This window comes from Pseudomonas sp. MPDS (genome assembly GCF_013283895.1).
GTDB classification, from domain to species: Bacteria; Pseudomonadota; Gammaproteobacteria; order Pseudomonadales; family Pseudomonadaceae; genus Aquipseudomonas; species Aquipseudomonas rhizophila.
Genome location: NZ_CP054128.1, coordinates 6,005,737 through 6,027,690, shown reverse-complemented (window position 1 = coordinate 6,027,690; position 21,954 = coordinate 6,005,737). Strand labels below are relative to the sequence as shown.

Annotated in this window: 21 protein-coding genes; 8 read left to right on the top strand and 13 right to left on the bottom strand. The window is 60.9% G+C overall.

Features of this window, described 5'->3' with window-relative positions; all coding sequences use genetic code 11:
• Window positions 1-257: 257 nt before the first annotated feature.
• From HQ912_RS26775 to HQ912_RS26760, 4 genes are all read right to left on the bottom strand, one after another.
• On the bottom strand, window positions 258-1,460 hold the full coding sequence (locus tag HQ912_RS26775; protein WP_173407481.1) for an MFS transporter: 1,203 nt from the start codon (window positions 1,458-1,460) through the stop codon (window positions 258-260).
• Entirely contained in the window at window positions 1,453-2,397 is a 945-nt protein-coding gene (locus HQ912_RS26770) for a diiron oxygenase (protein ID WP_173407480.1), read from the bottom strand. Before HQ912_RS26770 ends, HQ912_RS26775 begins: the two co-directional genes overlap by 8 nt.
• A complete protein-coding gene (locus tag HQ912_RS26765; RefSeq protein ID WP_047226036.1) occupies window positions 2,394-3,476 on the bottom strand; it encodes a SagB family peptide dehydrogenase in 1,083 nt (360 codons plus the stop codon). Before HQ912_RS26765 ends, HQ912_RS26770 begins: the two co-directional genes overlap by 4 nt.
• Window positions 3,477-3,880: 404 nt before the next feature.
• Entirely contained in the window at window positions 3,881-5,077 is a 1,197-nt protein-coding gene (locus HQ912_RS26760; RefSeq protein WP_047226035.1) for a class I SAM-dependent rRNA methyltransferase, read from the bottom strand.
• A gap of 199 nt (window positions 5,078-5,276) precedes the next feature.
• On the opposite strand from HQ912_RS26760, the gene HQ912_RS26755 reads away from it, so the two are divergent.
• The 3 genes from HQ912_RS26755 (at window position 5,277) to HQ912_RS26745 (ending at window position 7,330) form a co-directional block, all read left to right on the top strand.
• Window positions 5,277-6,092: an HDOD domain-containing protein gene (locus HQ912_RS26755; protein ID WP_171061309.1), complete on the top strand. Its 816-nt coding sequence runs from the start codon at window positions 5,277-5,279 to the stop codon at window positions 6,090-6,092.
• A 45-nt stretch (window positions 6,093-6,137) separates the two neighbouring features.
• On the top strand, window positions 6,138-6,950 hold the full coding sequence (gene mutM, locus HQ912_RS26750; protein WP_047226033.1) for a bifunctional DNA-formamidopyrimidine glycosylase/DNA-(apurinic or apyrimidinic site) lyase: 813 nt from the start codon (window positions 6,138-6,140) through the stop codon (window positions 6,948-6,950).
• Window positions 6,951-7,012: 62 nt separating this feature from the next.
• Window positions 7,013-7,330, top strand: a complete 318-nt coding sequence (locus tag HQ912_RS26745; protein WP_173407479.1) for a multidrug transporter — start codon at window positions 7,013-7,015, stop codon at window positions 7,328-7,330.
• A gap of 148 nt (window positions 7,331-7,478) precedes the next feature.
• Here the strand turns inward: HQ912_RS26745 and HQ912_RS26740 are convergent, their stop codons facing one another.
• From HQ912_RS26740 to HQ912_RS26720, 5 genes are all read right to left on the bottom strand, one after another.
• Entirely contained in the window at window positions 7,479-7,730 is a 252-nt protein-coding gene (locus tag HQ912_RS26740; RefSeq protein WP_047226031.1) for a YfhL family 4Fe-4S dicluster ferredoxin, read from the bottom strand.
• A 136-nt stretch (window positions 7,731-7,866) separates the two neighbouring features.
• Window positions 7,867-8,346: a pantetheine-phosphate adenylyltransferase gene (gene coaD / locus HQ912_RS26735; protein WP_007897855.1), complete on the bottom strand. Its 480-nt coding sequence runs from the start codon at window positions 8,344-8,346 to the stop codon at window positions 7,867-7,869.
• A 115-nt stretch (window positions 8,347-8,461) separates the two neighbouring features.
• Window positions 8,462-10,057: a GMC family oxidoreductase gene (locus HQ912_RS26730; RefSeq protein WP_047226030.1), complete on the bottom strand. Its 1,596-nt coding sequence runs from the start codon at window positions 10,055-10,057 to the stop codon at window positions 8,462-8,464.
• Between the two features lie 146 nt (window positions 10,058-10,203).
• A complete protein-coding gene (locus tag HQ912_RS26725; protein WP_047226029.1) occupies window positions 10,204-10,749 on the bottom strand; it encodes a hypothetical protein in 546 nt (181 codons plus the stop codon).
• A gap of 27 nt (window positions 10,750-10,776) precedes the next feature.
• Complete coding sequence (locus HQ912_RS26720) at window positions 10,777-12,207, bottom strand: coniferyl aldehyde dehydrogenase (protein ID WP_173407478.1); 1,431 nt, start codon at window positions 12,205-12,207, stop codon at window positions 10,777-10,779.
• Between the two features lie 148 nt (window positions 12,208-12,355).
• On the opposite strand from HQ912_RS26720, the gene HQ912_RS26715 reads away from it, so the two are divergent.
• Window positions 12,356-13,027 carry a TetR/AcrR family transcriptional regulator gene (locus tag HQ912_RS26715; RefSeq protein ID WP_047226027.1) on the top strand — a complete coding sequence of 224 codons (672 nt, stop codon included), beginning with the start codon at window positions 12,356-12,358 and terminating at the stop codon, window positions 13,025-13,027.
• 33 nt (window positions 13,028-13,060) lie between these two features.
• Entirely contained in the window at window positions 13,061-13,915 is an 855-nt protein-coding gene (locus HQ912_RS26710) for a sulfurtransferase (RefSeq protein ID WP_047226026.1), read from the top strand.
• A gap of 39 nt (window positions 13,916-13,954) precedes the next feature.
• On the opposite strand, the gene HQ912_RS26705 is transcribed toward HQ912_RS26710, so the two are convergent.
• The 4 genes from HQ912_RS26705 to HQ912_RS26690 are packed head-to-tail and all read right to left on the bottom strand — an operon-like array spanning window position 13,955 to window position 18,435.
• Entirely contained in the window at window positions 13,955-14,956 is a 1,002-nt protein-coding gene (locus HQ912_RS26705; protein ID WP_047226190.1) for a hydrolase, read from the bottom strand.
• Window positions 14,957-14,985: 29 nt separating this feature from the next.
• A complete protein-coding gene (gene rsmD / locus HQ912_RS26700; protein ID WP_047226025.1) occupies window positions 14,986-15,597 on the bottom strand; it encodes a 16S rRNA (guanine(966)-N(2))-methyltransferase RsmD in 612 nt (203 codons plus the stop codon).
• The gene (locus HQ912_RS26695) at window positions 15,597-17,087 is read right to left on the bottom strand and encodes a M16 family metallopeptidase (protein WP_047226024.1); all 1,491 of its coding nucleotides are present in this window, start codon (window positions 17,085-17,087) and stop codon (window positions 15,597-15,599) included. The genes rsmD and HQ912_RS26695 overlap by 1 nt, the downstream gene beginning before the upstream one ends.
• Complete coding sequence (locus HQ912_RS26690; RefSeq protein WP_047226023.1) at window positions 17,080-18,435, bottom strand: M16 family metallopeptidase; 1,356 nt, start codon at window positions 18,433-18,435, stop codon at window positions 17,080-17,082. The genes HQ912_RS26695 and HQ912_RS26690 overlap by 8 nt, the downstream gene beginning before the upstream one ends.
• A gap of 344 nt (window positions 18,436-18,779) precedes the next feature.
• Between HQ912_RS26690 and ftsY the strand changes: the two genes are divergently transcribed.
• The 3 genes from ftsY to ftsX are packed head-to-tail and all read left to right on the top strand — an operon-like array spanning window position 18,780 to window position 21,915.
• Window positions 18,780-20,228, top strand: coding sequence for a signal recognition particle-docking protein FtsY (gene ftsY, locus HQ912_RS26685; protein WP_173407477.1), 1,449 nt, complete (start codon window positions 18,780-18,782; stop codon window positions 20,226-20,228).
• Window positions 20,225-20,896 carry a cell division ATP-binding protein FtsE gene (ftsE, locus tag HQ912_RS26680; RefSeq protein ID WP_024778908.1) on the top strand — a complete coding sequence of 224 codons (672 nt, stop codon included), beginning with the start codon at window positions 20,225-20,227 and terminating at the stop codon, window positions 20,894-20,896. The genes ftsY and ftsE overlap by 4 nt, the downstream gene beginning before the upstream one ends.
• Window positions 20,893-21,915, top strand: coding sequence for a permease-like cell division protein FtsX (gene ftsX, locus HQ912_RS26675; protein WP_047226021.1), 1,023 nt, complete (start codon window positions 20,893-20,895; stop codon window positions 21,913-21,915). The genes ftsE and ftsX overlap by 4 nt, the downstream gene beginning before the upstream one ends.
• Window positions 21,916-21,954: the final 39 nt, after the last annotated feature.

Genomic DNA, 21,954 nt, shown 5'->3' with positions numbered 1-21,954 from the left:
GGGCGGCAAATCAGGTACGTATCAGGTATCAATGGGAAGTGAGCTTCTGTTGACGTCTGGAACACCCGGGTTTGGCCGTGTGTCCGGAAGTGGCCGATGACTTTGCAGGATCGCTGCGCGCCTCAGCATGAGCTCATAAACCCGCCGGGGATGAATGGCGATGAATGTCGCGATTCTACACCCCTGGCGTCAGGATGAAATGACGCAAAGCGCTGATCGGGTGCCAATGTCGTGCTCGGGATGACGACTGGCGATGTTCAACCCGTCAACAGCGTCCTGTGACGATGCCGGAGCAGACCATTGAGTGCCAGCCCCAGGAGGCTGAGCAACATCAGGCATAGAGCCAGGGTGGTTTGCAGGTCCAGCGGAGTGAGGCTGAGCGCGGCGCTGGTCAAACCGCCGACAATGAAGATCAGCACGCTGCCTGCCGAGGCCGATGTACCTGCTTGCTCGGGGAAGATATTCATCGCCCGGGTGTGGGCGGCCGCACGAGCAATGGTCGTTCCGGCGGTGCACACGATCATGGGCAGCAGCAGCGTGGTGACCGACAAGCCCAGATGGCTGGAGAGCCCAAGCATCAACACTCCCGCCGTCAGGATCAGGCACAGCCCCGTGAGGATTTGCGTCTGTGGGTCGATCCGGTTGCTCAGCACGGCCGCGACCGCTCCACCGCCGATATAGGCCAGCCCGTAGCCCAGCAACGTCAGCGAAAATGCCTGCGGCGACAGTTGCAGCTGGTCAATGAAAACCAGCGGTGAGATGACGATGAACGAGAAATGGCAGGAAAAAGCCAATGCTGACGTCAGCCAGTAGGCCATGAAGTTGAAGTCACTGCATACCGTCCGGTAGGACGCAATGAAGTCCGGGCGCCTGGGTTGGCTATCCGCTGGCAAAGGCTTGAGTAGAAGACTGGCGCTCAAGAACACACTGACAGCCAGGGCAATGAATACCAGGAAGCTGCCGCGCCAGCCCATCCAGCTTTGCAGTCCGGTGCCGGCCAAGGGCGAAACGGAAATGAAAATGCCGCCGCAGGTGACCAGGAAAATCCGTAATCGCTGCTGCTCCTGACCTGTAAACAGGTCCTGGATCAGTGCCTGAGAGAGCACGAAACAACCGCATCCCACGGCTTGGATGACCCGGAAAAGCAGGAAGGACCAGTAGTCATTGGCCACGACGCACCCGGTCGCGCCAATGGCCGAGACGATGATCCCGATCAGCAACAGGTTCCTTCGTCCCATGGCGTCGGAAAGCGGGCCGACCAGCAGTTGGGACATTGCGATCCCCACTGCGAACAGGCTGACAGACAGGGCAATATCGGGCGATGGACGCTCAAAGTGTTCGGACAGCGCCGGAAACGAAGGCAGCACCACATCGATGGGGAATACGCCGAGCAAGGTCAGCATCAACAATAAGCCGACAGTGGCCGTTTTGCGTGTGGCGAGATCATGAGTGTCAGCCATCGAGAAACCCCGCCTGGAAGAACCTCTGCCGATTGGGGCCGTCTTCGAAGAAACCTGCCTGCTGCATGGCTGTGAAGGTCGAGACTGCCCCCGAGCGAACTCGCTGGGCGTGAGCGTCCGGTTGCAGGAGGTTTGCAACGATCTTCAACGCGTCCTGTTCGTCAAAGCCGACGCTGGCGAGGCTGCGCGTTAACCAAGGGATGTCGGGCTCGAAGTAAAGGCCGATGATGTCCAGCAGCAGCTTTGCGGCCAGAGCACGCTGGTCAGGGGCCAGGGCGGACCACAGATACTGGAACACCTCGCTGAAATAGCGACTATGGCGTGCCTCGTCCTCGAGATGATCCCTGAGCATCTGGTAAACCGTGGAGACCAAGGTCTCGCGGGTAATGGACAGCAGCTCCTTGGCGATGATCGTTTCGGAAACGAACCCCAGCAGAAACCACGCCAGAGGGCGATCCGGGGGGCTTGTGGCTTCGATCACGCCCACCAGGCGGTCGATGCGCCTGGGGAGCGAGCGGTCGCGGATGTCGTACAGGGCGACGATCTGTTCGGCCACTTCATTGGAAAACAGTGCGTGGTAACCCTCGTCGGTGTAGAGCTGCAGGGCGGCGGTTTTCATCTGGCTGGGGATGGGTAAGCTCAGTTCGCCATGGACGATGGTTTCCACTGCGCGATTGACCACCCGGTGTTCGAGCAAGGTGGTGTAGTCGAGGAAGTACACCAGATGATTGGCCGCCAGGCGTTGGGCAATGGCGCGCCCCGCCTTATTGATCAGCGGATGTTCGATATAGGGTATGAAGGCTGGCGCAAACCAGTCCCGACTGGCGAGTTGATGCTCCAGATCGTCGGGTAGGCGGTAGTGGTTTTTGCGCACGCGCACCGCAGCTTTGTTATCCCAGTCGCCCAAGGTGTAGCGCGGCCTCTGAGTGAAGGTCATGATGCAGAGTCCTGGCCATTGACCAGCGCCATCAGCGCCTGGCAGTGGACCTGCCCATCGCCATGACCGCAACCGACAAAAAACAACGGCTGTTCGGGAGTGTCTTCAAGGTCAAGCAGCCGTTCTACCTGACGGTCGCTCAATGCCCCGGTCAGCCAGGTCTTGAGGCCCAGCGCAGTCGCCACCATCAAAAAGGTCTGGGACACGTGGCCCGTTTCGACAAACGCCATTCGATAGGCGCGCGAGTGTTCGTACTTCCACCAGAGCTTGTCGAAGCGCGAAGTGATGAATAGCCCGAATGGCAACGGATTGATGAAGTGCTGTCCGGCTAACAATTGGCCCAGGGGTTCATCCGGAAGTGATCGGATCAGGCTCAAGGCATGTTCGGCCGGGTGGTAGGCGTAGATTCCCGGTTCCAGCCCGGCCACGTGACGCACGTACAGGTAACCTTCGCAGGCATTCAGGCCGCCGCCCGAGGGGCTACTGCGTCGCGCGCCCAGCGTTTCGGGATGACCGGTCTCGTGAGCAAAAGGGCGCTCGTTCAGGTAACCCAGGGTCAGGTAGAGGAGGGTGCTGACCTGCTCGATTGAAATGGCTCGTTCGCTGAATGAGCGAGAGGTGCTTCGACTGACAAGCGTCTGCCCCAGCGAAACGTCCTCGATGTCGACCAGGGAGCAGGGCGTCAAGGCAATCAGGTCAACCGGGCACGGTTTTATGCGGCAGGCCGGCGGCGGTGATGATAGAACCTCTTGGCAATGCTGCAGGTACAGGGTTGCCCATTCCTCGACATTTTGGGGAACACTTTCGCAAGGAATATTTTTTGTGCCGATATGAAATATTCTGGATAACTCGTCCCATCGCCATTCGAGGGCTTCCTTGGGTTCTGCAGTCAATATGCCGGCATTCAGGAATTCAATGTCGATGGGGTTGCAAGTGTCGAAGTGTGAAGGGTTGTGAATAAGTTGTGCCAGTCGCGTTGAATAATGCAGATCGAGCTCGAACTGAGTGTGCTGCTCATAGTTCCATACAATCTGGTGCGGCGGGCGCGCAAGTATGAAAACGCACGGATTTATATGCATTAAGGTTTTCCGCTGAGGGGGCGAGCATGGATGGGCTGAGGCGCCGGCACTCCTCAGCTCCACCCTTTACTTACTTAGCGGCCTGTTGGAACAATCAGGCCGGCCAGGTTTGCGATCTTGTTAGCTTCCAGATTGATTGCTTTCATGATACAGCTCCTTTTTTGAATAAGAGGTTTGAATAAATGTTGTTTTTTTCGAGGGTCATCACTTGCGAAGTGACAGTTCAATCATAGTTTTTAATGAGTGCTTGGCAAGCGGATATTGAGTAGGAAAGTTCCAGTAATAATGTGGGATGACTCATACAAAAAGTTATTTTGTAGGCTTTTGCTTAAGCGCTCGGTAACTTTTCACACGTGCAAAAAAAACGCAGCCAGGGCTGCGTTTAATAAGGGTCAGCAAATGATTCAGCTGTTGGGCAGCAACCGGCAGGTGATGCTCTTGATGTAGCGGGTCTCGGCGATGGCTGGGTGTACCGGATGGTCCGGTCCCTGGCCCCCGCGTTCGAGCAGCTGGATGTTGCGGTCCAGGTGCCGGGCGCTGGTCAGCAGGATGTTTTGCAGGTCGTCTTCGGGCAGGTGCATCGAGCACGAAGCGCTGACCAGGATGCCATCCTTGCTGAGCAGGCGCATGGCCTGTTCGTTGAGGCGGCGATAGGCGCCTTCACCGTTTTTCAGGTCTTTCTTGCGCTTGATGAACGCTGGCGGGTCGGCAACGATGACGTCGAAACGCTCTTCACTGGCCTTGAGTTCTTTCAGGGCTTCGAACACGTCGCCTTCAATGCAGGTCAGCTTTTCGGCAAAGCCATTCAACGCCGCGTTGCGCTCTACGCCATCGAGGGCGAAGGCCGAGGCGTCGACGCAGAATACTTCGCTGGCACCGAACGCCGCGGCCTGCACGCCCCAACCGCCGATGTAGCTGAACAGATCCAGTACGCGCTTGCCTTTGGCATACGGCGCCAGGCGTGCGCGGTTCATGCGGTGGTCGTAGAACCAGCCGGTTTTCTGACCTGCCATGACTGGAGCTTCGAACTTCACGCCGTTCTCTTCCAGGGCGACCCACTCCGGTACGAGGCCGAACACTGTCTCGACGTAGCGGTTCAGGCCTTCGGCATCGCGGGCGGCGGAATCGTTCTTGAACAGGATGCCGCTGGGCTTGAGCACCTGGGTCAGGGCGGCGATCACGTCGTCCTTGTGGGCTTCCATGGTGGCCGAGGCGATCTGCACCACCAGGATGTCGCCGAAACGGTCGACTACAAGGCCAGGCAGCAGGTCGGAGTCGCCGTAGACCAGGCGATAGAACGGCTTGTCGAACAAGCGCTCACGCAACGACAGCGCCACGTTGAGACGATGCACCAGCAGGGATTTGTCCAGCGGCAGCTTCACGTCACGGGACAGCAGGCGGGCGCAGATCAGGTTGTTGGGGCTCATCGCGACGATGCCCAACGGCTTGCCGCCAGCGGCTTCGAGGATGGCCTGGTCGCCGGCCTTGAAGCCGTGCAGCGGGGTAGCGGCTACATCGATTTCGTTGCTGTAGACCCACAGATGGCCGGCGCGCAGGCGACGGTCGGCGTTGGCTTTGAGGCGCAGGCTGGGCAGGGACATGACGTCGCTCCGGAAAAAAGAGCGGGAGTATAGCGTGTTGCGGCCTGTGCGGGGCTTGTGATGGACATGTGGCGCGATTTGCCCGACGGTGTATCGGATCCATCTTTAAGGGTTAGAATCGCCGCCTGACCCAGAGTGTATGCCCATGTCCCAAGAGCTTTCCGCCGAACAGATCCAACAGTCCCTGCAAGGCATCAGTGTGCCGCCCCAGCCGCAGATCATGGTGGATCTGCAGATGGAGCAGTACATGCCTGATCCGGACCTGGAGACCATTGCCAAGCTGATCTCCCATGACCCGGGCCTCTCGGGTGCCTTGCTCAAGATCGTCAATTCGCCGTACTACGGCCTGCGCAACAAGATCACTTCGATCCAGCGCGCGGTGAACCTGCTGGGCAGCCGTTCGATCATCAACCTGATCAACGCGCAGTCGATCAAGGGCGAGCTGCACGATGATGCCATCGTCACCCTCAATCGCTTCTGGGATACGGCCCAGGACGTGGCGATGACCTGCCTGACCCTGGCCAAGCGCGTCGGTCTGGAAAACGGTGATGAAGCCTACGCCTTGGGGCTGTTCCATGATTGCGGCGTGCCGTTGATGCTCAAGCAGTTCCCCAACTACATGAGTGTGCTGGAGCAGGCCTACGCCAATGCCAGCGCCGAGTGCCGGGTGGTGGACACCGAGAACCGCGAATTCAACACCAACCATGCGGTGGTCGGGTACTACACTTCCAAATCCTGGCGCCTGCCGGACCATGTCAGCCAGGCCATCGCCAACCATCACAACGCCCTGGCGATTTTCAGCGATGAGACGTCACGCAACAACAGTCAGCTGAAAAACCTGCTGGCGATCCTGAAAATGTCCGAAAACATCTGCTCATCGCACCGGGTCCTGGGCAATCAGCCGGTCGATCATGAGTGGGCCTGTGTCGGCGCTCTGGTGCTCGATTACATCGGTTTGTCGGAATACGATTTCCAGACCCAGAAGCAGGAAATTCGCGACCTCGCCACGCGCTAAGCATCGAAAACCAGCACCAGGCCTTCGCCTTATTCGAGAACCCCCATGCCAGAACTGCCGGAAGTCGAAACCACCCGCCGCGGAATTGCGCCCCACCTGGAAGGGCAGCGTGTCAGCCGTGTGGTCGTACGCGACCGGCGCTTGCGCTGGCCGATCCCCGAAGACCTTGATGTGCGACTGTCGGGTCAGCGGATAGTGCTGGTGGAGCGGCGGGCCAAGTACCTGCTGATCAACGCCGAAGTTGGCACCTTGATCAGCCACTTGGGCATGTCCGGTAACCTGCGCTTGGTGGAAGTCGGCATGCCTGCCGCCAAACATGAGCATGTGGACATCGAACTGGAATCCGGCCTGGCCTTGCGCTACACCGACCCGCGCCGCTTCGGGGCGATGCTCTGGAGCCTCGACCCGCTCAACCACGAATTGCTGATTCGCCTCGGGCCGGAACCGTTGACCGATCTATTCGATGGCGAGCGTCTGTTCCAGCTTTCCCGAGGACGCTCCATGGCGGTCAAGCCGTTCATCATGGATAACGCGGTGGTGGTGGGGGTGGGCAATATCTATGCGACCGAAGCGCTGTTCGCCGCCGGGATCGACCCACGCCGCGAAGCCGGGGGCATTTCCCGGGCGCGCTATCTGAAACTGGCGATCGAGATCAAACGCATCCTTGCCCATGCCATCGAGCGCGGCGGTACGACGCTACGTGATTTCATCGGGGGAGACGGCCAGCCGGGTTACTTCCAGCAGGAACTCTTCGTGTATGGCCGGGGCGGCGAGTCATGTAAGGTCTGCGGTACGGGGCTGCGGGAGATTCGCCTGGGCCAGCGCGCCAGCGTCTGGTGCCCACGCTGTCAGAGCTGATCCGTCCTGCGGTCTATAGTCTTATAGTCAGTTGTCATACTGCCTAGCCGAAGGATCGCCCGATGAATCTGCTCCGACCTGTCGTTCTCGCGCTGCTGTTGTGTCTCGGTTTGCCTGCCCAGGCGAACAGCGGCAGCGGCGACCCGCGCTACACCATCCAGAATCCGCCGGCCTACGCCATGATCGGCGACCTGCTGATCGCCCGTCCGCTGCTGCTCGCCGCCACCGTGATCGGTGCCGGGGCATTTGTGGTGTCGTTACCCTTTACGGCGTTGGGCGCTGGCGTCGGCGATGCGGGGAAGGCGTTGGTGGTGGACCCGGCGAAGGCGACGTTTGTGCGGTGCCTGGGGTGTGTTGGGGAGGGGTTTGAGCAGGAGTGATGTCGCTGTGGCTGCTGGCCTCATCGCGAGCAGGCTCGCTCCCACAAGGGATTTTGCTTAAGACATGAATGGTGTCGCCACCACAGAACCCTGTGGGAGCGAGCCTGCTCGCGATGAGGCCGGCACAGGCCCTACAGAACTACCTGGCTCAAACCTTGCCAGTAATCTTGCGATATTTCGCCATCAACTGTTCTTCCGTTTCCGGATGGGCCTCGTCCAGCGGAATGCAATCTACCGGGCAGACCTGTTGGCACTGAGGTTCGTCGTAATGGCCGACACACTGGGTGCACAGGTTCGGGTCGATGACGTAGATCTCTTCGCCTTGGGAGATGGCCTCGTTCGGGCACTCGGGTTCGCAGACGTCGCAATTGATGCAGTCGTCGGTGATGATCAGGGACATGCAGGCTCCTGCCGGGGCGTTGGGCCCGGGCATCTGAAAAACGTATGTGCGCAATTGTGCCGCATTGGCGAGCGCAGTGCACGCGGGCGCGATGGACTGCGCTGTGTTGGCTGCGAAGCGGATCGCAGCCAGCGGGTTATTTCTTGAAGCGCAGGGTCAACGCATCGGCCACGGCCGGGTGGACGAACTTGGTGATATCGCCGCCCAACGCCGCAATTTCCCGCACCAGGGTCGAGGAAATGAAGGAGTAGCGCTCCGACGGCGTCAGGAACAGGCTTTCGACGTCCGGCGCCAACTGGCGGTTCATGTTGGCCAGTTGGAACTCGTATTCGAAGTCCGAGACCGCACGCAGGCCACGCAGGAACACATTGGCGTTCTTTTCCTTGGCAAAGTGCGCCAGCAGCGTCGAGAAGCCGACCACTTCCACATTGGGCAGATGTTTGGTGACCTCGCGGGCCAGCTCCACACGTTGCTCCAGCGGGAACAGCGGGTTTTTCTTCGGGCTGGCGGCGACGGCGATGATCACATGGTCGAACAGGCGCGAGGCGCGTTCGACCAGATCGCCATGGCCCTTGGTAATAGGGTCGAAGGTACCTGGGTACAACACTCGGTTCATCGCGTCGTCCTGGCGGGTGTCCGTTGGGGAGTCGGATGGTATCGCAGCCTACTCGGTCGGCCAAGTCGGCTGTAAGGTAAGTAAGCACTATAGACAGTGCGAATAATCCGCCAACTCATGGGTTTTTCAAGCGATCGGCCAGGGATGTGGCCAATTGTGCCGTCAGCCCATACACCGATAATTGCGGATTGGCGCCAATGCTGGTGGGGAACAGCGAGCCGTCATGGATGGAAAGATTACTCAATTGATGATGTCGCCCAAGGCTGTCGGTGACGGCGCTTTTCGGATCTTCGCCCATGGCGCAACCACCCATCACATGGGCGCTGCCCAGGCGCGTGCGGTACAAGGCCAGGTCCAGGCCGTCGATCAGCGTACGGGCCTGGGCCAGGTTTTTCACGTAACGGGCGTCACTGTGCATTGGCATGACCGCCCTGGCGCCGCCGGCAAACTGAATCTCGGCCATGCTGTGAAACGCCCGGCGCAAGCCGTCCCAGGCATAAGGAGACACCGCATAGTCGAGCACAGGTGTGCCGTCGCTGCGCAACTGAACGTTGCCGCCGCTGCTGTCGGGGTGAAAACCATCGCGCAACAGCGCCAGCATGGCGTGGGTGTGGGGCAGTTGCGCCATATGCTCGGCGTTCTCGCTGCCAAACCCGCCCAGTAGCGCGGCGGCGAGGGCCGGGTGCAGGGGCGGAACTTCCAGTTTGTAGGACATCTTGCCGGTGGCGCCGTCCTGCCACTGGAAATGATCTGAATAAATCGATTGTGGTGCGCCGTAGAACGGATTGATCACCTCGTCGAATTGACCGGCCGACATGTTTACCAAGTGCAGGAAGGTGCGTTTACCCAGGCGTCCGTGCGGGTCGGGCGCTTCGGAGCGCAACAGCAAGGCCGGGCTGTTGATGCTGCCGCCGGCCAGTACGTAGTGCCGCGCCTTGACCGTGACGTGCCGTCCTGTCGGTGCCACACAACGTTCGTCCATGGCCAGGCATTCGAGGCCGACAACCGCAGCGTTTTTGATCATCAGCCGTTCGGCCCGTGCCAGGTAAAGCAGCGCGCCACCCTTGTCCAGCGTGGCCGGAATGGTGGTGACCAGCATCGACTGCTTGGCGTTGGTCGGGCAGCCCATGCCGCAATAGCCCAGGTTCCAGCAACCGCGCACATTGCGCGGGATGACGTGCCAGCTATAGCCCAGCTGTTCACAGCCTTTGCGGATCACGTCGTTGTTGGCATTGGGCGGAACCTGCCAGGGCGCCACCCCAAGGCGCTGTTCCATTTTTTCGAACCAGGGCGCCATTTCCTCGGGGCTGTGGCCCTTGACGTTGTGCTCGGTGGCCCAGTGATCCAGGGTCTGATCGGGCGTGCGGAAACAGGAGGTCCAGTTGATCAATGTCGTGCCACCCACCGCGCGCCCCTGAAGAATGGTGATGGCGCCGTCCTTGCTCATGCGTCCGAGGCCTTCCTGGTAAAGGCTGGTGTAGGCCTGGTCCTCGAGCAGCTTGAAGTCATGGCTGGTCTTGAGGGGGCCCTCCTCGATCAACACCACCTTGTAGCCGGCGGCGCTGAGAATTTCTGCCGTGGTGCCCCCGCCGGCGCCGCTGCCGATGATCGCAACGTCCGCTTCCAGGGTCAGGTCCTGGGTCAACTGCGCACCGTTGTAGGTGGTCCAGCCGCGGGCAAGACCTTCGCGGAAGGGGTCGAGTACGGGCATGTTGGTGCTCTCTTATTGTTATGAGTATGTGATGCCCCCTTGTGGGAGCGAGCCTGCTCGCGACGGCGTCGGATCAGCTGCGCCTGTATTGACTGACATACCGCCATCGCGAGCAGGCTCGCTCCCACAGGGTTTGGATGTGACTGTTAAACCGTTGGCGGTCCCGGGTATCCACAATGCGCCCAGGCCTCGGCCTGGCTGTACCACGCCATCATGACCATTTGCAGCAACGAGCTGTGCCCCTGGCGAAGCAGGTCCAGCGAGCTGTTTTCCCACCGACCGAGAAATTTCTGGATGTCATCGACGCTGGCGTTTTCCCACGAGCCCCAGATTCCGGTCAGTGGCCCACGGGTAACGCCCAGCGTGAGCACGTCGAATAACTGGTGCGTGAGCTTGAGCATGGATGGGGACAGATGAGCCAGGGTGGTGTCCAGGCTTTGCAAGGTCGCTTCAGCGGCGCCAGGAAGCTTTTCAGCGACCACGGAGCCGTCCAGCATCACGGGAATGACGGCGCGCAAAAACGGCAGGTCGTTGTCACGCAAGGCTACAAAACCGCTGGCCGAGCGGCTGGGGCCGCAACCGCTCAGGCTGGCACCCAGCCCGACGGTGACCAGGAAGGCGCTGGCGCCGAGGCTGAACTGCAACAGGCCGCGTCGTGAGAGGGCAGGTGTATCGGTCAGGCTTGGATTCATTATTGTTATTACCCGGAAAGACTGCTGCTAACGGACAAACAACTTCTGGATCAGTTTCTGGAGGGGCTTGCCGTATGGTGGATAAATCAGTTTCGCCGCGTTGAACCGCTGTTTGCTCAGTACGCCCTTGGCCTTGCTGAACGTCAGGAAGCCTTCGTGACCGTGGTAGTGCCCCATCCCCGAGGCGCCAATGCCGCCGAAGGGCAGGTCGTCCTGGGCGACGTGCAGCAGCGTATCGTTCAGGCAAACGCCACCGGAATGGGTCTCGTTGAGCACGCGATGATGCTCGGCCTTGTTGTAGCCAAAGTAGTAGAGCGCCAGCGGGCGAGGCCGCTGATTGATGTAGGCAAATGCCTGGTCCAGGTCCTGATAAGGCACGATGGGCAGCAGCGGGCCGAAGATTTCGTCCTGCATGACGGTCATGTCATCGCTGACGTTGAGCAACAGGTTGTGGGCCATGCGTCGCCCCTGACCTCGATCGAACAACTCGATCAGCAATGCGCCCTTGCTGGTGGCATCGCTTATGTAGCCGTTGAGTCGCGCCAATTGTCGTTCGTTGATGATCGCGGTGTAGTCCGGATTGTCAGTCAGGGTCGGATAAAACCCGCGAACCGCTTCGCGATACGCTTCAACGAATTCGCCGACACGGTTCTGCGGCACCAGTACGTAGTCTGGCGCGACACAGGTTTGTCCGGCATTCAGGGTTTTGCCGAATGCAATGCGCTCGGCGGCGTCTTTGACGGGCACGTCCGCGGATACGATGGCGGGCGATTTGCCTCCCAGTTCGAGCGTGACCGGGGTCAGGTTCTCGGCGGCGGCGCGCATCACGTGCTTGCCAATGCTGGTGGCGCCGGTGAACAGCAAGTGGTCGAAGGGCAACCTGGAAAACGCCATGCCGACCTCAGCCTCGCCGAGCACCACGCACACCAGATCCTGAGGGAAAATGCGCGCCAGCAGTTGTTTGAGCAGCAACCCGGTGGCAGGGGTCGATTCGCTCAGCTTGAGCATCACCCTGTTGCCCGCCGACAATGCCCCCACCAGCGGCCCGATAGCCAGGAACAGCGGGTAGTTCCAAGGCACGATGACCCCGACCACGCCCAGCGGTTGGTACACCACTTTGGCTGACGCCGGCTGGAAGGCCACGCCTACCTTGCGCCGGGAAGGTTTCATCCAGCCCTTGAGGTGTCGGCTGGCGTAATGGATGCCGTGCAGGCTCGGCATGAGCTCGGCCAGCAGCGTTTCGTCCGCGCTGCGGTGGCTGAAGTCCTGGCTGATAGCGTCGATCAGTGCTTGTCGCTCGTTGCTCAGTAACTCGCGCAACGCCTTGAGCCATTGCCGCCGCTGCTCGGCAGGTGGCATGGGGTGGGCGGCAAAGGCCTGGCGCTGGGTGTCGAAAAGCGCTTGCAGTTCGCCCAGGTGCTGTTGAGATTCGCGCAGGTAAGCAACGTCGGCAGGCATGGGCGGGCACCGATAGTATTAGAGTGAGTGTTTTCTAGAGCTTGTGCTCTAAAAAGTCAACCGACATCCGTGACGCCTTTGGGTTTGTCCCGTGACCGATAGGTCGTAAGATGCCGTTCAATGCTTTCGTCGAATTAAAGCTCAAGCCATGGCCATACGAATAAAAACCAGCGAGCGCATCGTGCAGAACAGCCTTGAGCTGTTCAATCAGCAGGGTGAGCGCAGCGTCAGCACCAACCATATCGCCGCCCACATGGACATGTCCCCGGGCAATCTCTACTACCACTTCCCCAACAAGCAGGCGATCATCGCCGTATTGTTCAGTGAATACGAAAACCTGGTGGACAGTTTCCTGCGTCCGCCCCAAGGCCGTGCGGCTACTGTCGAGGACAAGCGTTTCTATCTGCAGGAGTTGCTCTCGGCGATGTGGCGCTACCGCTTCCTGCACCGAGACCTGGAGCATCTGCTCGACAGCGACCCGGACCTTGCCGCGCGCTATCGTCGGTTTTCCCAGCGTAGTCTGATTCACGGCACCGCTATCTACGAGGGCTTTGTGGCCGCCGGTATCCTGAAAATGGACCGGGTGCAAATCGAGTCTCTCACCCTCAATGCCTGGATCATCCTCACGTCCTGGGTTCGTTTCCTCTGCACCACACGGGAAAACTCCAACCATTTGAGCGAGCAGGCCATCAAGCGTGGGGTCTATCAAGTGCTGGTGCTGGAGGCCGGTTTCGTGACTGAGCAGGCCCGCGAAGCGGTGGATGCGCTGTTCAAGGAGTTCTATGTCCCCCTGGCCCAGACCCTGGAAGAAGGGGCGTAAGATTCAAATTCGATCGAGCCACAGGAGCCCGTTATGCCCATTGCGCAACTCATCAGTCCTCAAGCCCTGGAACACAGGCGGTCGCAGCCCGGGCTGGTGATCCTCGATTGTCGTTTTGCCCTGGAGGACTCGGACTACGGCCAGCGCAGTTACGCCGAAGGCCATATTGCCGGGGCGTCCTTCGCTGACCTCGAACGGGACCTGAGTGGGCCGGTCACCAAAGGCGTGACGGGCCGCCATCCGCTGCCGGAGCCTGAGGCCCTGATGAAGCGTTTGCGGGCCTGGGGGATCGGCAACGACAGTGACATCGTTTTGTACGATGACGGCCCTGGCGCCTATGCCGCCCGGGCCTGGTGGTTGCTGGCCTGGCTGGGTAAGCGCGATGGCGTTTATATCCTCGATGGCGGGCTCAAGGCTTGGCATGCCGCCGGTTTGCCCTTGAGTCTGGATCCAGCGGTCAACGGTCCCGGGACCTTCAGTGGTTCGCCGGACGCGACCCTGTTGCTCAGTGCCGAGGCGCTTGAGCAGCGTCTCGGTGAGCCGGACATGACCTTGCTCGATGCCCGGGCGTTGCCGCGTTTCAAGGGTGAGGTCGAGCCGATCGATCCGGTGGCCGGACATATTCCGGGCGCGCAGTGCGCACCGTTCACCGAGAACCTGGGTGCTGATGGGTGCTTCCTGCCAGTCGACCAGCTCAAGCAGCGCTTTGCCGAGAAATTGGGAGGACGCTCGCCGACGGAACTGGTGGCCTATTGCGGCTCTGGCGTGACGGCATGCCATAACCTGTTTGCCTTGTGCCTGGCGGGGTATCCGTTGGGGAGGTTGTACGCCGGTTCATGGAGTGAGTGGATCACCGATCCCCAAAGGCAAGTGGCGGTCGGTGACTGAACGCAGGCCCCGCAGGAGATCGCAGCCTCGTTACGCTCCTCAGCTCCTACAGGACAGGCCCGCCAGCCAACCGGGGATTCGCCGCTCCAGATAATACCCTGGGCGGCGCAAGCTCCCGTCGACAAAGCCCACATGCCCGCCTTGTGCATGCAGTTCAAGCTGGGTAGAGGCGGACAGCTCGCCAGGTTCGGGCACGCTGTGGGGGAATACGAAAGGATCGTCGCAGGCCTGGATGACCAGGGTCGGCGTACTGATCTCGCCCAGAAAGTAGCGACTGGAGGCGCGGCGGTAATAGTCCGCCGCGTCAGAGAAGCCGTGCAGCGGCGCCGTCACCCGTCCATCGAAGTCCCAGAAGGTGCGCATGTTTTCCAGGGGGCCCAGTGCTGTGAGGGTCGCCAGACCCTCGTGGCGTCCGTCGTGCTGGAACTGGCGCTGCTTGTTGCGCACGTAGGCCACCATCTCGCGCATGAAATGGGCCTGATAAAACCTGGAAAATCCCTGTCCGATGCGATCGGCACACTGGTCGAGGCGAAACGGTACCGACACCGCGACCGCTCCTTGCAACTGACTGTCGCCCCCCGTTTCCCCCAGGTGCTTGAGCAGCACGTTGCCGCCCAGTGAATAGCCCACCGCAAACAGCGGTGCCAAGGGGCGGCGGGACCGCAGATGGGCGATGGCGGCGGCCAGGTCTTCGCTGGCCCCCGAGTGATAGCTGCGGGGCAACAGGTTCGGTTCTCCCGAGCAACCGCGCCAGTTCAACGCCACGCTGGCCCAGCCCTGATTGCCAAGAGCCTGTTGCAGGCCGGCCACGTAGGGCGAGTTGGAAGAGCCGGTCAGCCCGTGAAGCACCAGCACCAGTGGCGCGTCGACTCGGTGGGGGCCATGCCAGTCGAGATCGAGAAAGTCGCCGTCTTCCAGCCACAGGCGCTCACGTTCCCGAGCGATATGGATGGTCTTGCGCCACAGCGGTCCCCACAAGGTTTGCAAGTGCGGGTTGCCAAGGCCCAGGGCCGGGACGAAGTGTTCAGATGCAGCAGACACGATCATTTCTCGATGCACTGGCCAGCCGTTCAGCCAACGGCCTCGGCCACACGTTGCCACAACGCGTAATACACCCGTCCGGATTTCTGTTCACGATGCAGGCGCCAGTTGCCCGGCAACCCCAATGTGGACGGGGCGGCTTCGCTTTCAGTGTAGACCCAGGCATCGTCGGCCAGCCAATGACGTTCTTCGAGCAGGGTGCAAACGGCTGGCAGCAGGTTCTGATTGAAAGGCGGGTCGAGGAACACCAAGTCGAAAGGCGTCGCTGGCTGGCTGTCCAGATAACGCAGCGCGTCGGCGGTCTGCACCTGACCGACGGTGCAGCGCAGTGTGCCCAGGTGCTCTTTCAGGCTGGAGACCGCCAGGCTGCTGGCGTCCAGCGCCTGCCCCATGGCGGCGCCACGAGACAACGCCTCAAGAAACAATGCACCGCTGCCGGCAAACGGGTCGAGTACCCGAGCACCGGCCACGTAGGGCGCGAGCCAATTGAACAGGGTTTCGCGTACCCGGTCCGGGGTTGGGCGCAGGCCCGGCGCGTCGGGGAAGCTCAAGCGCCGGCTGCGCCATTGGCCGCCGATGATGCGCAATTGATTCACACCGTTATGCACGGGTTTCTTGCTGGAATTGGATGGGCGGGCCATTAGTGCTCCGGAACCCCGAGCGGTTGCTCGGCAGGTTTTTCAGTGGGTGCCGGCAGCGGCTTTTGCGGCACGGTCGGGCCGGCGGTGACGATGACCATTTTATCCGTGCTCAGGTGTTTGTTCAGCGCGGCCTTGACCTGTTCGACGGTCAGTTCCTGGGACTGACGCATGAAGTCTTCCAGGTAGCTGAGCGGCAAGTCATAGAAACCCATGGCCCCGAGCTGGCCGACGATGTCTTCGTTGCTGGCGGTGGACAGCGGGAAACTGCCGGCCAGCTCACGCTTGGCGTCATCGAGCTCTTTTTGGGTCGGGCCGTTCTTCAGGTAATCGGCGAACACCTCCTGCACCAGTTTCAGCGTGCCTTCGCTCATTTCGGCGCGGGTCTGCAGGTTGATCATGAACGGGCCACGGGCCTGCATCGGCGAGAAGCCGGAATACACGCCGTAGGTCAAGCCACGCTTTTCCCGGACCTCTGTCATCAGTCGCGTGCCGAAACCACCACCGCCGAGGATCTGGTTGCCCAGGGACACGGCCGCATAGTCCGGGTCGTCCCGATCGATGCCCAGTTGCGCGAGCATCAGGTTGGTCTGCTTGGATGGGAACTCGATGTGACCGATGCTCGCCTTCGGTTCAACCGGTTGCACGGTCTTTGCCAGCGCCGGGCCCTTCGGCAGTGCGGCGGACACCTGATTGGCAATCGCTTCGGCTTCGGCACGGGACAGGTCCCCCACCAGCGCAATCACCGCGTTGCCGGCGGCATAGGCCCTGGCGTGGAAAGCCTGGACCTGGGCCAGCGTGATCGCAGGAATGCTTTGCGCGGTGCCGTCACTGGAATGGGCATACGGATGATCACCGTACAGACGCTTCATCAGTTCCAGCCCCGCCAGTTTGCCGGGGTTCTGCTTCTGGTACTCGAAACCTGCCAGCAGCTGATTCTTGATGCGCGCAAAGGAGTCGGCGGGGAAGGTCGGTTTGCCAACGACGTCGGCGAACAGCTTCAGCGCCGGCTCGCGCTTGTCCACCGCGCTGAGACTGCGCAGTGACGCCAGGGCCATGTCCCGCAAGGCACCGTTGCCGAAGTCGGCGCCGAGGCTTTCGAACCCTTGGGCAATGGCGCTGACATCCTTGCCCGCTACGCCCTCATTGAGCATGGCGTTGGTCAACAGCGCCAGGCCGGGTGTATCGCCGTCCTGGCTGCTGCCGGCGGCGAATGTCAGGCGCAGGTCGAACATGGGCAATTCCCGGGCTTCGACGAACAACACTTTGGCGCCGTCAGCGGTTGTCCAGGTTTGTACGTCGAGCTTGCGACGGCTGGGTGCCTTGCCGTCAAGTTCGGCCAAAGATTGCAGCTTGTTGCTGGCCTTGGCTTTGTCCAGCGCCTGGCTGGCGTTGGTGTCATTGGATGGCGACAGGTAAAAGGCCAAGGCGCCGATCAGGGCGATCAACACCACACCGATCAGCACCAGACGCGATGATTTGCGCTCACTCATGAGCTTTCTCCTCGGGCAGGACGTGCGCGACGCTCAGGCGCGAGCGGGTGAAATACAGCTGGGCTGCCTTCTGGATATCTTGCGGGGTCACGCTTTGCAGTTCGGCGAGTTCGGTGTCCATCAGTTTCCAGGACAAACCGACCGTCTCCAGCTGGCCGATGGCGGTGGCCTGGCTGGTGATCGAATCGCGCTCGTACACCAGGCCAGCGATGACCTGGGCGCGGACGCGCTCCAGTTCCTCGGCGGTCGGGGCAGTGGTTTTCAACTGTTCGAGCAAGCGCCACAGACCGGCCTCGGCCTGGGCCATTGTCTTGTTTTTCTGGGTGTTGGGCGTGGCCGACAAGGTGAACAGCGTGTCGCCACGGGTATAAGCGTCGTAGCTCGACGAACCGCCGGACACCAGCTCTTCGCCGCGTTCCAGCTGGGTCGGGATCCGCCCGCTGTAGCCGCCATCCAGCAAGGCCGAGATCAGCCGCAGGGCATTGACCGAGCGTTTGTCGGTCGCGGTGGCGATGCTCGGTACGTTGAAGGCCAGCATCAGGCTTGGCAGTTGGGTCTGCACATGCAGGGTAATCTGCCGCTCGCCAGGTTCGGCCAGTTCCAAGGGGATCTTCGCTGGCGGTACGTCGCGCCGGGCAACCGGACCAAAGTAACGCTGGGCCAACGTCTTGACCTCGTCTGGCGTGACGTCGCCGACCACCACCAGGGTCGCGTTGTTCGGCGCGTACCAGGATTCGTACCAGTGGCGCAGTTCCTCGACTTTCATCCGCTCCAGGTCGGCCATCCAGCCTATGGTCGGCGTGTGGTAGCCGCTGGCCGGGTAAGCCATGGCCTTGAAGCGCTCATAGGCCTTGGACATCGGCTTGTCGTCGGTGCGCATGCGGCGCTCTTCCTTGATCACCTCGATTTCGCGGCTGAACTCCTCCGGCGGCAGGCGCAGGCTGGCCATGCGGTCGGCTTCCAGTTCGAAGGCAACGCCCAGGCGATCGCGGGCAAGCACCTGGTAGTAAGCGGTGAAGTCATCGCTGGTGAAAGCGTTTTCTTCGGCGCCAAGGTCGCGCAGGATCAGCGAAGCTTCGCCGGGGCCGACTTTCGAGCTGCCCTTGAACATCATGTGTTCCAGCGCGTGGGACAAACCGGTCTGGCCCGGGGTTTCATAACTGGAGCCAACCTTGTACCAGACCTGGGACACCACCACTGGTGCGCGATGATCTTCGCGCACCACGACCTTCAGGCCGTTGTCGAGGGTAAATTCATGGGTAGGTTGTGGATCGGCAGCCAAGGCTGAAAAAGGCAGACAAACTGTGCTGAGCAGCAGGCCTGCAGCACGGCGGGCAAGAGCATTCATTCGTGTTTAAACCTGTTGGGCTGCCCGCTAGGTCTTAGCGTCGGCGGGCGAGAGGGTGCTAGGATACTGATCCGTTTTACTGGCGGCCACGCCTATCGGGCCTTTTCTCGGTCCGGGGTTGTTTGGGTTCTCGGAAGAAGCCCTGGGTTTGTTCGTTGATCCCAGCGTTTTCGCCGATGATGCCCTGCCAGTCCTTCGAAAAAATCGACCTTGAGGTGTCCTGGGGACAACTCGACAAAATGTTGCGCGTGAACAAGCTGGGTGAAACGCAGTCTGTTCAGCATCGAATATTTATCACCGAGGCGCCCTGGTGGCGCGTCGCTACCGTGAGATAGCCGTCCTCCATGTTTGGTTCCAACGACGACAAGAAGACCCCAGCTGCGGCTGGCGAGAAAAAAGGCCTGTTCGGATGGCTGCGCAAGAAGCCGCAGGAAACTGTCGTCGAACAGCCGCAACCGCAACCGCTGCCTGAGCCCGATGCCGAGGCGGTGGCCGAACAAGCTGCCCCGATTGTCCTGCCGATTGCCGAGCCGGTATTGCAACCGGCCGAGCCCGAGCCGGAGTCGAGCGCTGAACCGGTGGCCGAGCAACCGCTGACCCCACCCGAAGGGCAAACCCCCTGGCTGACCTTGCCCGTGGCGGAAGAGCCGGTAGCGTTGGTGGAGGACGCGCAGGCGTCGCATACCGCCCCGCCGATTCCGGCACTGACCCCATCTGTCGCGGCCCCGGCCGTGGAGCCGATTGTCGAAGTGCCAGCGCCTGCCATCATGCCTGTCGCTGTCCCAGCCGCCCCTGAACCGGAGCCTGTTGCAGTTGAATTGCCAGCTCTCGCAGAGCCCGCGCCTGCCGCCGAAGAGAACAAGGTCGGCTTCTTCGCCCGCCTCAAGCAAGGCCTGTCCAAGACCAGCGCCAGCATCGGCGAAGGCATGGCCAGCCTGTTTCTGGGCAAGAAAGTCATCGACGACGAATTGCTGGAAGACATCGAAACGCGCTTGCTGACCGCCGATGTCGGCGTCGAGGCGACGTCGGTGATCATCCAGAGCCTGACTCAAAAGGTGGCGCGCAAGCAGCTCACCGACGCCGACGCTTTGTACAAGTCTTTGCAGGGCGAGTTGACCAACATGCTCAAACCGGTGGAACAGCCGCTGGTGATTGCCTCGCAGAACAAGCCGTTCGTGATCCTGGTAGTGGGCGTCAACGGCGCCGGCAAGACCACGACCATTGGCAAACTGGCGAAGAAGCTGCAGTTGGAGGGCAAGAAAGTCATGCTCGCCGCCGGCGACACCTTTCGCGCCGCTGCGGTCGAACAGCTGCAAGTGTGGGGCGAGCGCAACAAGATTCCGGTAATCGCCCAGCACACCGGCGCCGACTCCGCTTCAGTGATTTTCGACGCCGTGCAGGCCGCCAAGGCCCGTGGCATCGATGTGCTGATTGCCGACACGGCCGGTCGCCTGCACACCAAAGACAACCTGATGGAAGAGCTGAAGAAGGTTCGCCGGGTGATCGGCAAGCTCGATGCCGACGCACCCCATGAGGTGCTGTTGGTGCTGGACGCCGGCACTGGCCAGAACGCCATCAACCAGGCCAAGCAGTTCAACCAGACCGTCCAACTGACCGGACTGGCCCTGACCAAGCTCGACGGGACCGCCAAGGGCGGGGTGATTTTCGCCCTGGCCAAGCAGTTCGGCCTGCCGATTCGCTACATCGGCGTGGGTGAAGGCATCGACGATCTGCGCACCTTTGAAGCCGAGCCCTTTGTCCAGGCACTGTTTGCCGAGCGGGAGCACTCATGATTCGTTTCGAACAGGTCGGTAAACGCTATCCGAACGGTCACGTCGGCTTGCATGAGCTGAGCTTTCGGGTCCGTCGTGGCGAGTTTCTGTTTGTCACCGGCCATTCTGGCGCCGGTAAAAGTACCTTGCTGCGCCTGCTGCTGGCGATGGAACGGCCCACCACCGGCAAATTGCTGTTGGCCGGCCAGGACCTGAGCACCATCAGCAATGCCCAGATTCCTTACTTGCGTCGGCAGATCGGCGTGGTGTTCCAGAATCACCAGTTGCTGTTCGATCGCACGGTGTTCAACAACGTGGCGTTGCCCTTGCAGATCCTTGGCCTGTCCAAGGCCGAGATCAACAAGCGCGTGGATTCGGCCCTGGAGCGTGTGGCGCTGTCGGACAAGACCGATCTGTACCCCGGCGACCTGTCCACCGGCCAGCAACAGCGCGTGGGCATCGCCCGCGCCATCGTTCATCGCCCGGCCTTGCTGTTGGCGGACGAACCTACCGGTAACCTGGACCCGCGTCTGGCGGCGGAAATCATGGGCGTATTCGAAGACATCAATCGCTTGGGCACCAGCGTGCTGATTGCCAGTCACGACTTGGCCCTGATCGCGCGCATGCGTCACCGCATGCTCACCTTGCAACGCGGTCGACTGATCGGTGACGGGGAGGCTGGCGTATGAGTGCGACCCGCAGCCCCAAGGTGGCCGAGCGCGTGGCTCCGAAAGCCTCCGATCCGCAGCCGCCAAAGAAGAAGCGCGACGATGACGACGGCCCGGATTTCGCGACACTGTTTCACGCCTGGGTCGAAAGCCATCGCGCCAGCCTGCTGGACAGCCTCAAGCGTCTGGGCAAGCAGCCGATCGGCAGCTTTTTTACCTGCATGGTGATGGCGGTGGCCCTGAGTTTGCCCATGGGCCTGTCATTATTGCTAAGTAATGTGGAGCGCCTGGGTGGCTCCTGGCAGCGTGCCGCGCAGATTTCCCTGTATTTGCAGCTGGAAGCGAGCCCTGCCGAAGGCCAGGCGTTGCGCGAGCAGATCAAGGCCATGCCGGGCGTGGCCGACGCCGAATACATTGGTCGCGAGCAGGCGCTGGAAGAATTCCAGCAGCAGTCCGGCCTGGGCGATGCCCTCAAGGAACTGCCGGAAAACCCGCTGCCAGGTGTGGTACTGGTGACACCCGACGAAGTCGACAAGCCGACCCTTGAAGCATTAAGACAAAGACTTTCCGAGTTGCCGAAGGTACAACAGGCGCAACTTGATCTAGTCTGGGTCGAGCGTCTTGCGGCGATCCTCAAGCTCGGCGACCGATTTGTCTTCGGTCTGACGGTGCTTCTGGTTTCTGCATTACTTTTGGTGATAGGCAATACCATTCGTCTTCATATTGAAAACCGCCGCACCGAGATAGAAGTGATTAAACTCGTCGGCGGTACGGACAGTTATGTACGCAGGCCCTTCCTTTATATGGGAGCGCTGTATGGCTTCGGTGCGGGGATTCTGTCCTGGGGCGTATTGGCGTTTGGCCTGGACTGGCTGAATGACGCGGTAGTGGGGCTGGCCGGTTTGTACGGCAGTGATTTTTCCCTGGCCGGAGTGCCAGCCGCCGACGGTCTGTCGCTCTTGCTTGGCGCGGTGCTGTTGGGTTATATCGGTGCATGGATTGCGGTAGCACGCCACTTGCGTGAGCTTGCTCCAAAATAGTGTTTTTTGCGCGTATTGACCTTTCGGTTTTTGTGGGAA

Excerpts from the sequence above, each read along its gene's own strand:
- HQ912_RS26720 (WP_173407478.1), bottom strand. The coding sequence starts at position 12,207 with ATGCCTGCCGACGTTGCTTACCTGCGCGAATCTCAACAGCACCTGGGC.
- ftsE (WP_024778908.1), top strand. The coding sequence starts at position 20,225 with ATGATTCGTTTCGAACAGGTCGGTAAACGCTATCCGAACGGTCACGTC.
- HQ912_RS26765 (WP_047226036.1), bottom strand. The coding sequence starts at position 3,476 with ATGCATATAAATCCGTGCGTTTTCATACTTGCGCGCCCGCCGCACCAG.
- HQ912_RS26730 (WP_047226030.1), bottom strand. The coding sequence starts at position 10,057 with ATGCCCGTACTCGACCCCTTCCGCGAAGGTCTTGCCCGCGGCTGGACC.
- HQ912_RS26760 (WP_047226035.1), bottom strand. The coding sequence starts at position 5,077 with ATGTCCCTGCCCAGCCTGCGCCTCAAAGCCAACGCCGACCGTCGCCTG.
- HQ912_RS26710 (WP_047226026.1), top strand. The coding sequence starts at position 13,061 with ATGCCCATTGCGCAACTCATCAGTCCTCAAGCCCTGGAACACAGGCGG.
- HQ912_RS26745 (WP_173407479.1), top strand. The coding sequence starts at position 7,013 with ATGAATCTGCTCCGACCTGTCGTTCTCGCGCTGCTGTTGTGTCTCGGT.
- ftsX (WP_047226021.1), top strand. The coding sequence starts at position 20,893 with ATGAGTGCGACCCGCAGCCCCAAGGTGGCCGAGCGCGTGGCTCCGAAA.
- mutM (WP_047226033.1), top strand. The coding sequence starts at position 6,138 with ATGCCAGAACTGCCGGAAGTCGAAACCACCCGCCGCGGAATTGCGCCC.
- HQ912_RS26775 (WP_173407481.1), bottom strand. The coding sequence starts at position 1,460 with ATGGCTGACACTCATGATCTCGCCACACGCAAAACGGCCACTGTCGGC.
- HQ912_RS26740 (WP_047226031.1), bottom strand. The coding sequence starts at position 7,730 with ATGTCCCTGATCATCACCGACGACTGCATCAATTGCGACGTCTGCGAA.
- HQ912_RS26715 (WP_047226027.1), top strand. The coding sequence starts at position 12,356 with ATGGCCATACGAATAAAAACCAGCGAGCGCATCGTGCAGAACAGCCTT.
- HQ912_RS26695 (WP_047226024.1), bottom strand. The coding sequence starts at position 17,087 with ATGAGTGAGCGCAAATCATCGCGTCTGGTGCTGATCGGTGTGGTGTTG.
- HQ912_RS26770 (WP_173407480.1), bottom strand. The coding sequence starts at position 2,397 with ATGACCTTCACTCAGAGGCCGCGCTACACCTTGGGCGACTGGGATAAC.
- ftsY (WP_173407477.1), top strand. The coding sequence starts at position 18,780 with ATGTTTGGTTCCAACGACGACAAGAAGACCCCAGCTGCGGCTGGCGAG.
- coaD (WP_007897855.1), bottom strand. The coding sequence starts at position 8,346 with ATGAACCGAGTGTTGTACCCAGGTACCTTCGACCCTATTACCAAGGGC.
- rsmD (WP_047226025.1), bottom strand. The coding sequence starts at position 15,597 with ATGGCCCGCCCATCCAATTCCAGCAAGAAACCCGTGCATAACGGTGTG.
- HQ912_RS26690 (WP_047226023.1), bottom strand. The coding sequence starts at position 18,435 with ATGAATGCTCTTGCCCGCCGTGCTGCAGGCCTGCTGCTCAGCACAGTT.
- HQ912_RS26725 (WP_047226029.1), bottom strand. The coding sequence starts at position 10,749 with ATGAATCCAAGCCTGACCGATACACCTGCCCTCTCACGACGCGGCCTG.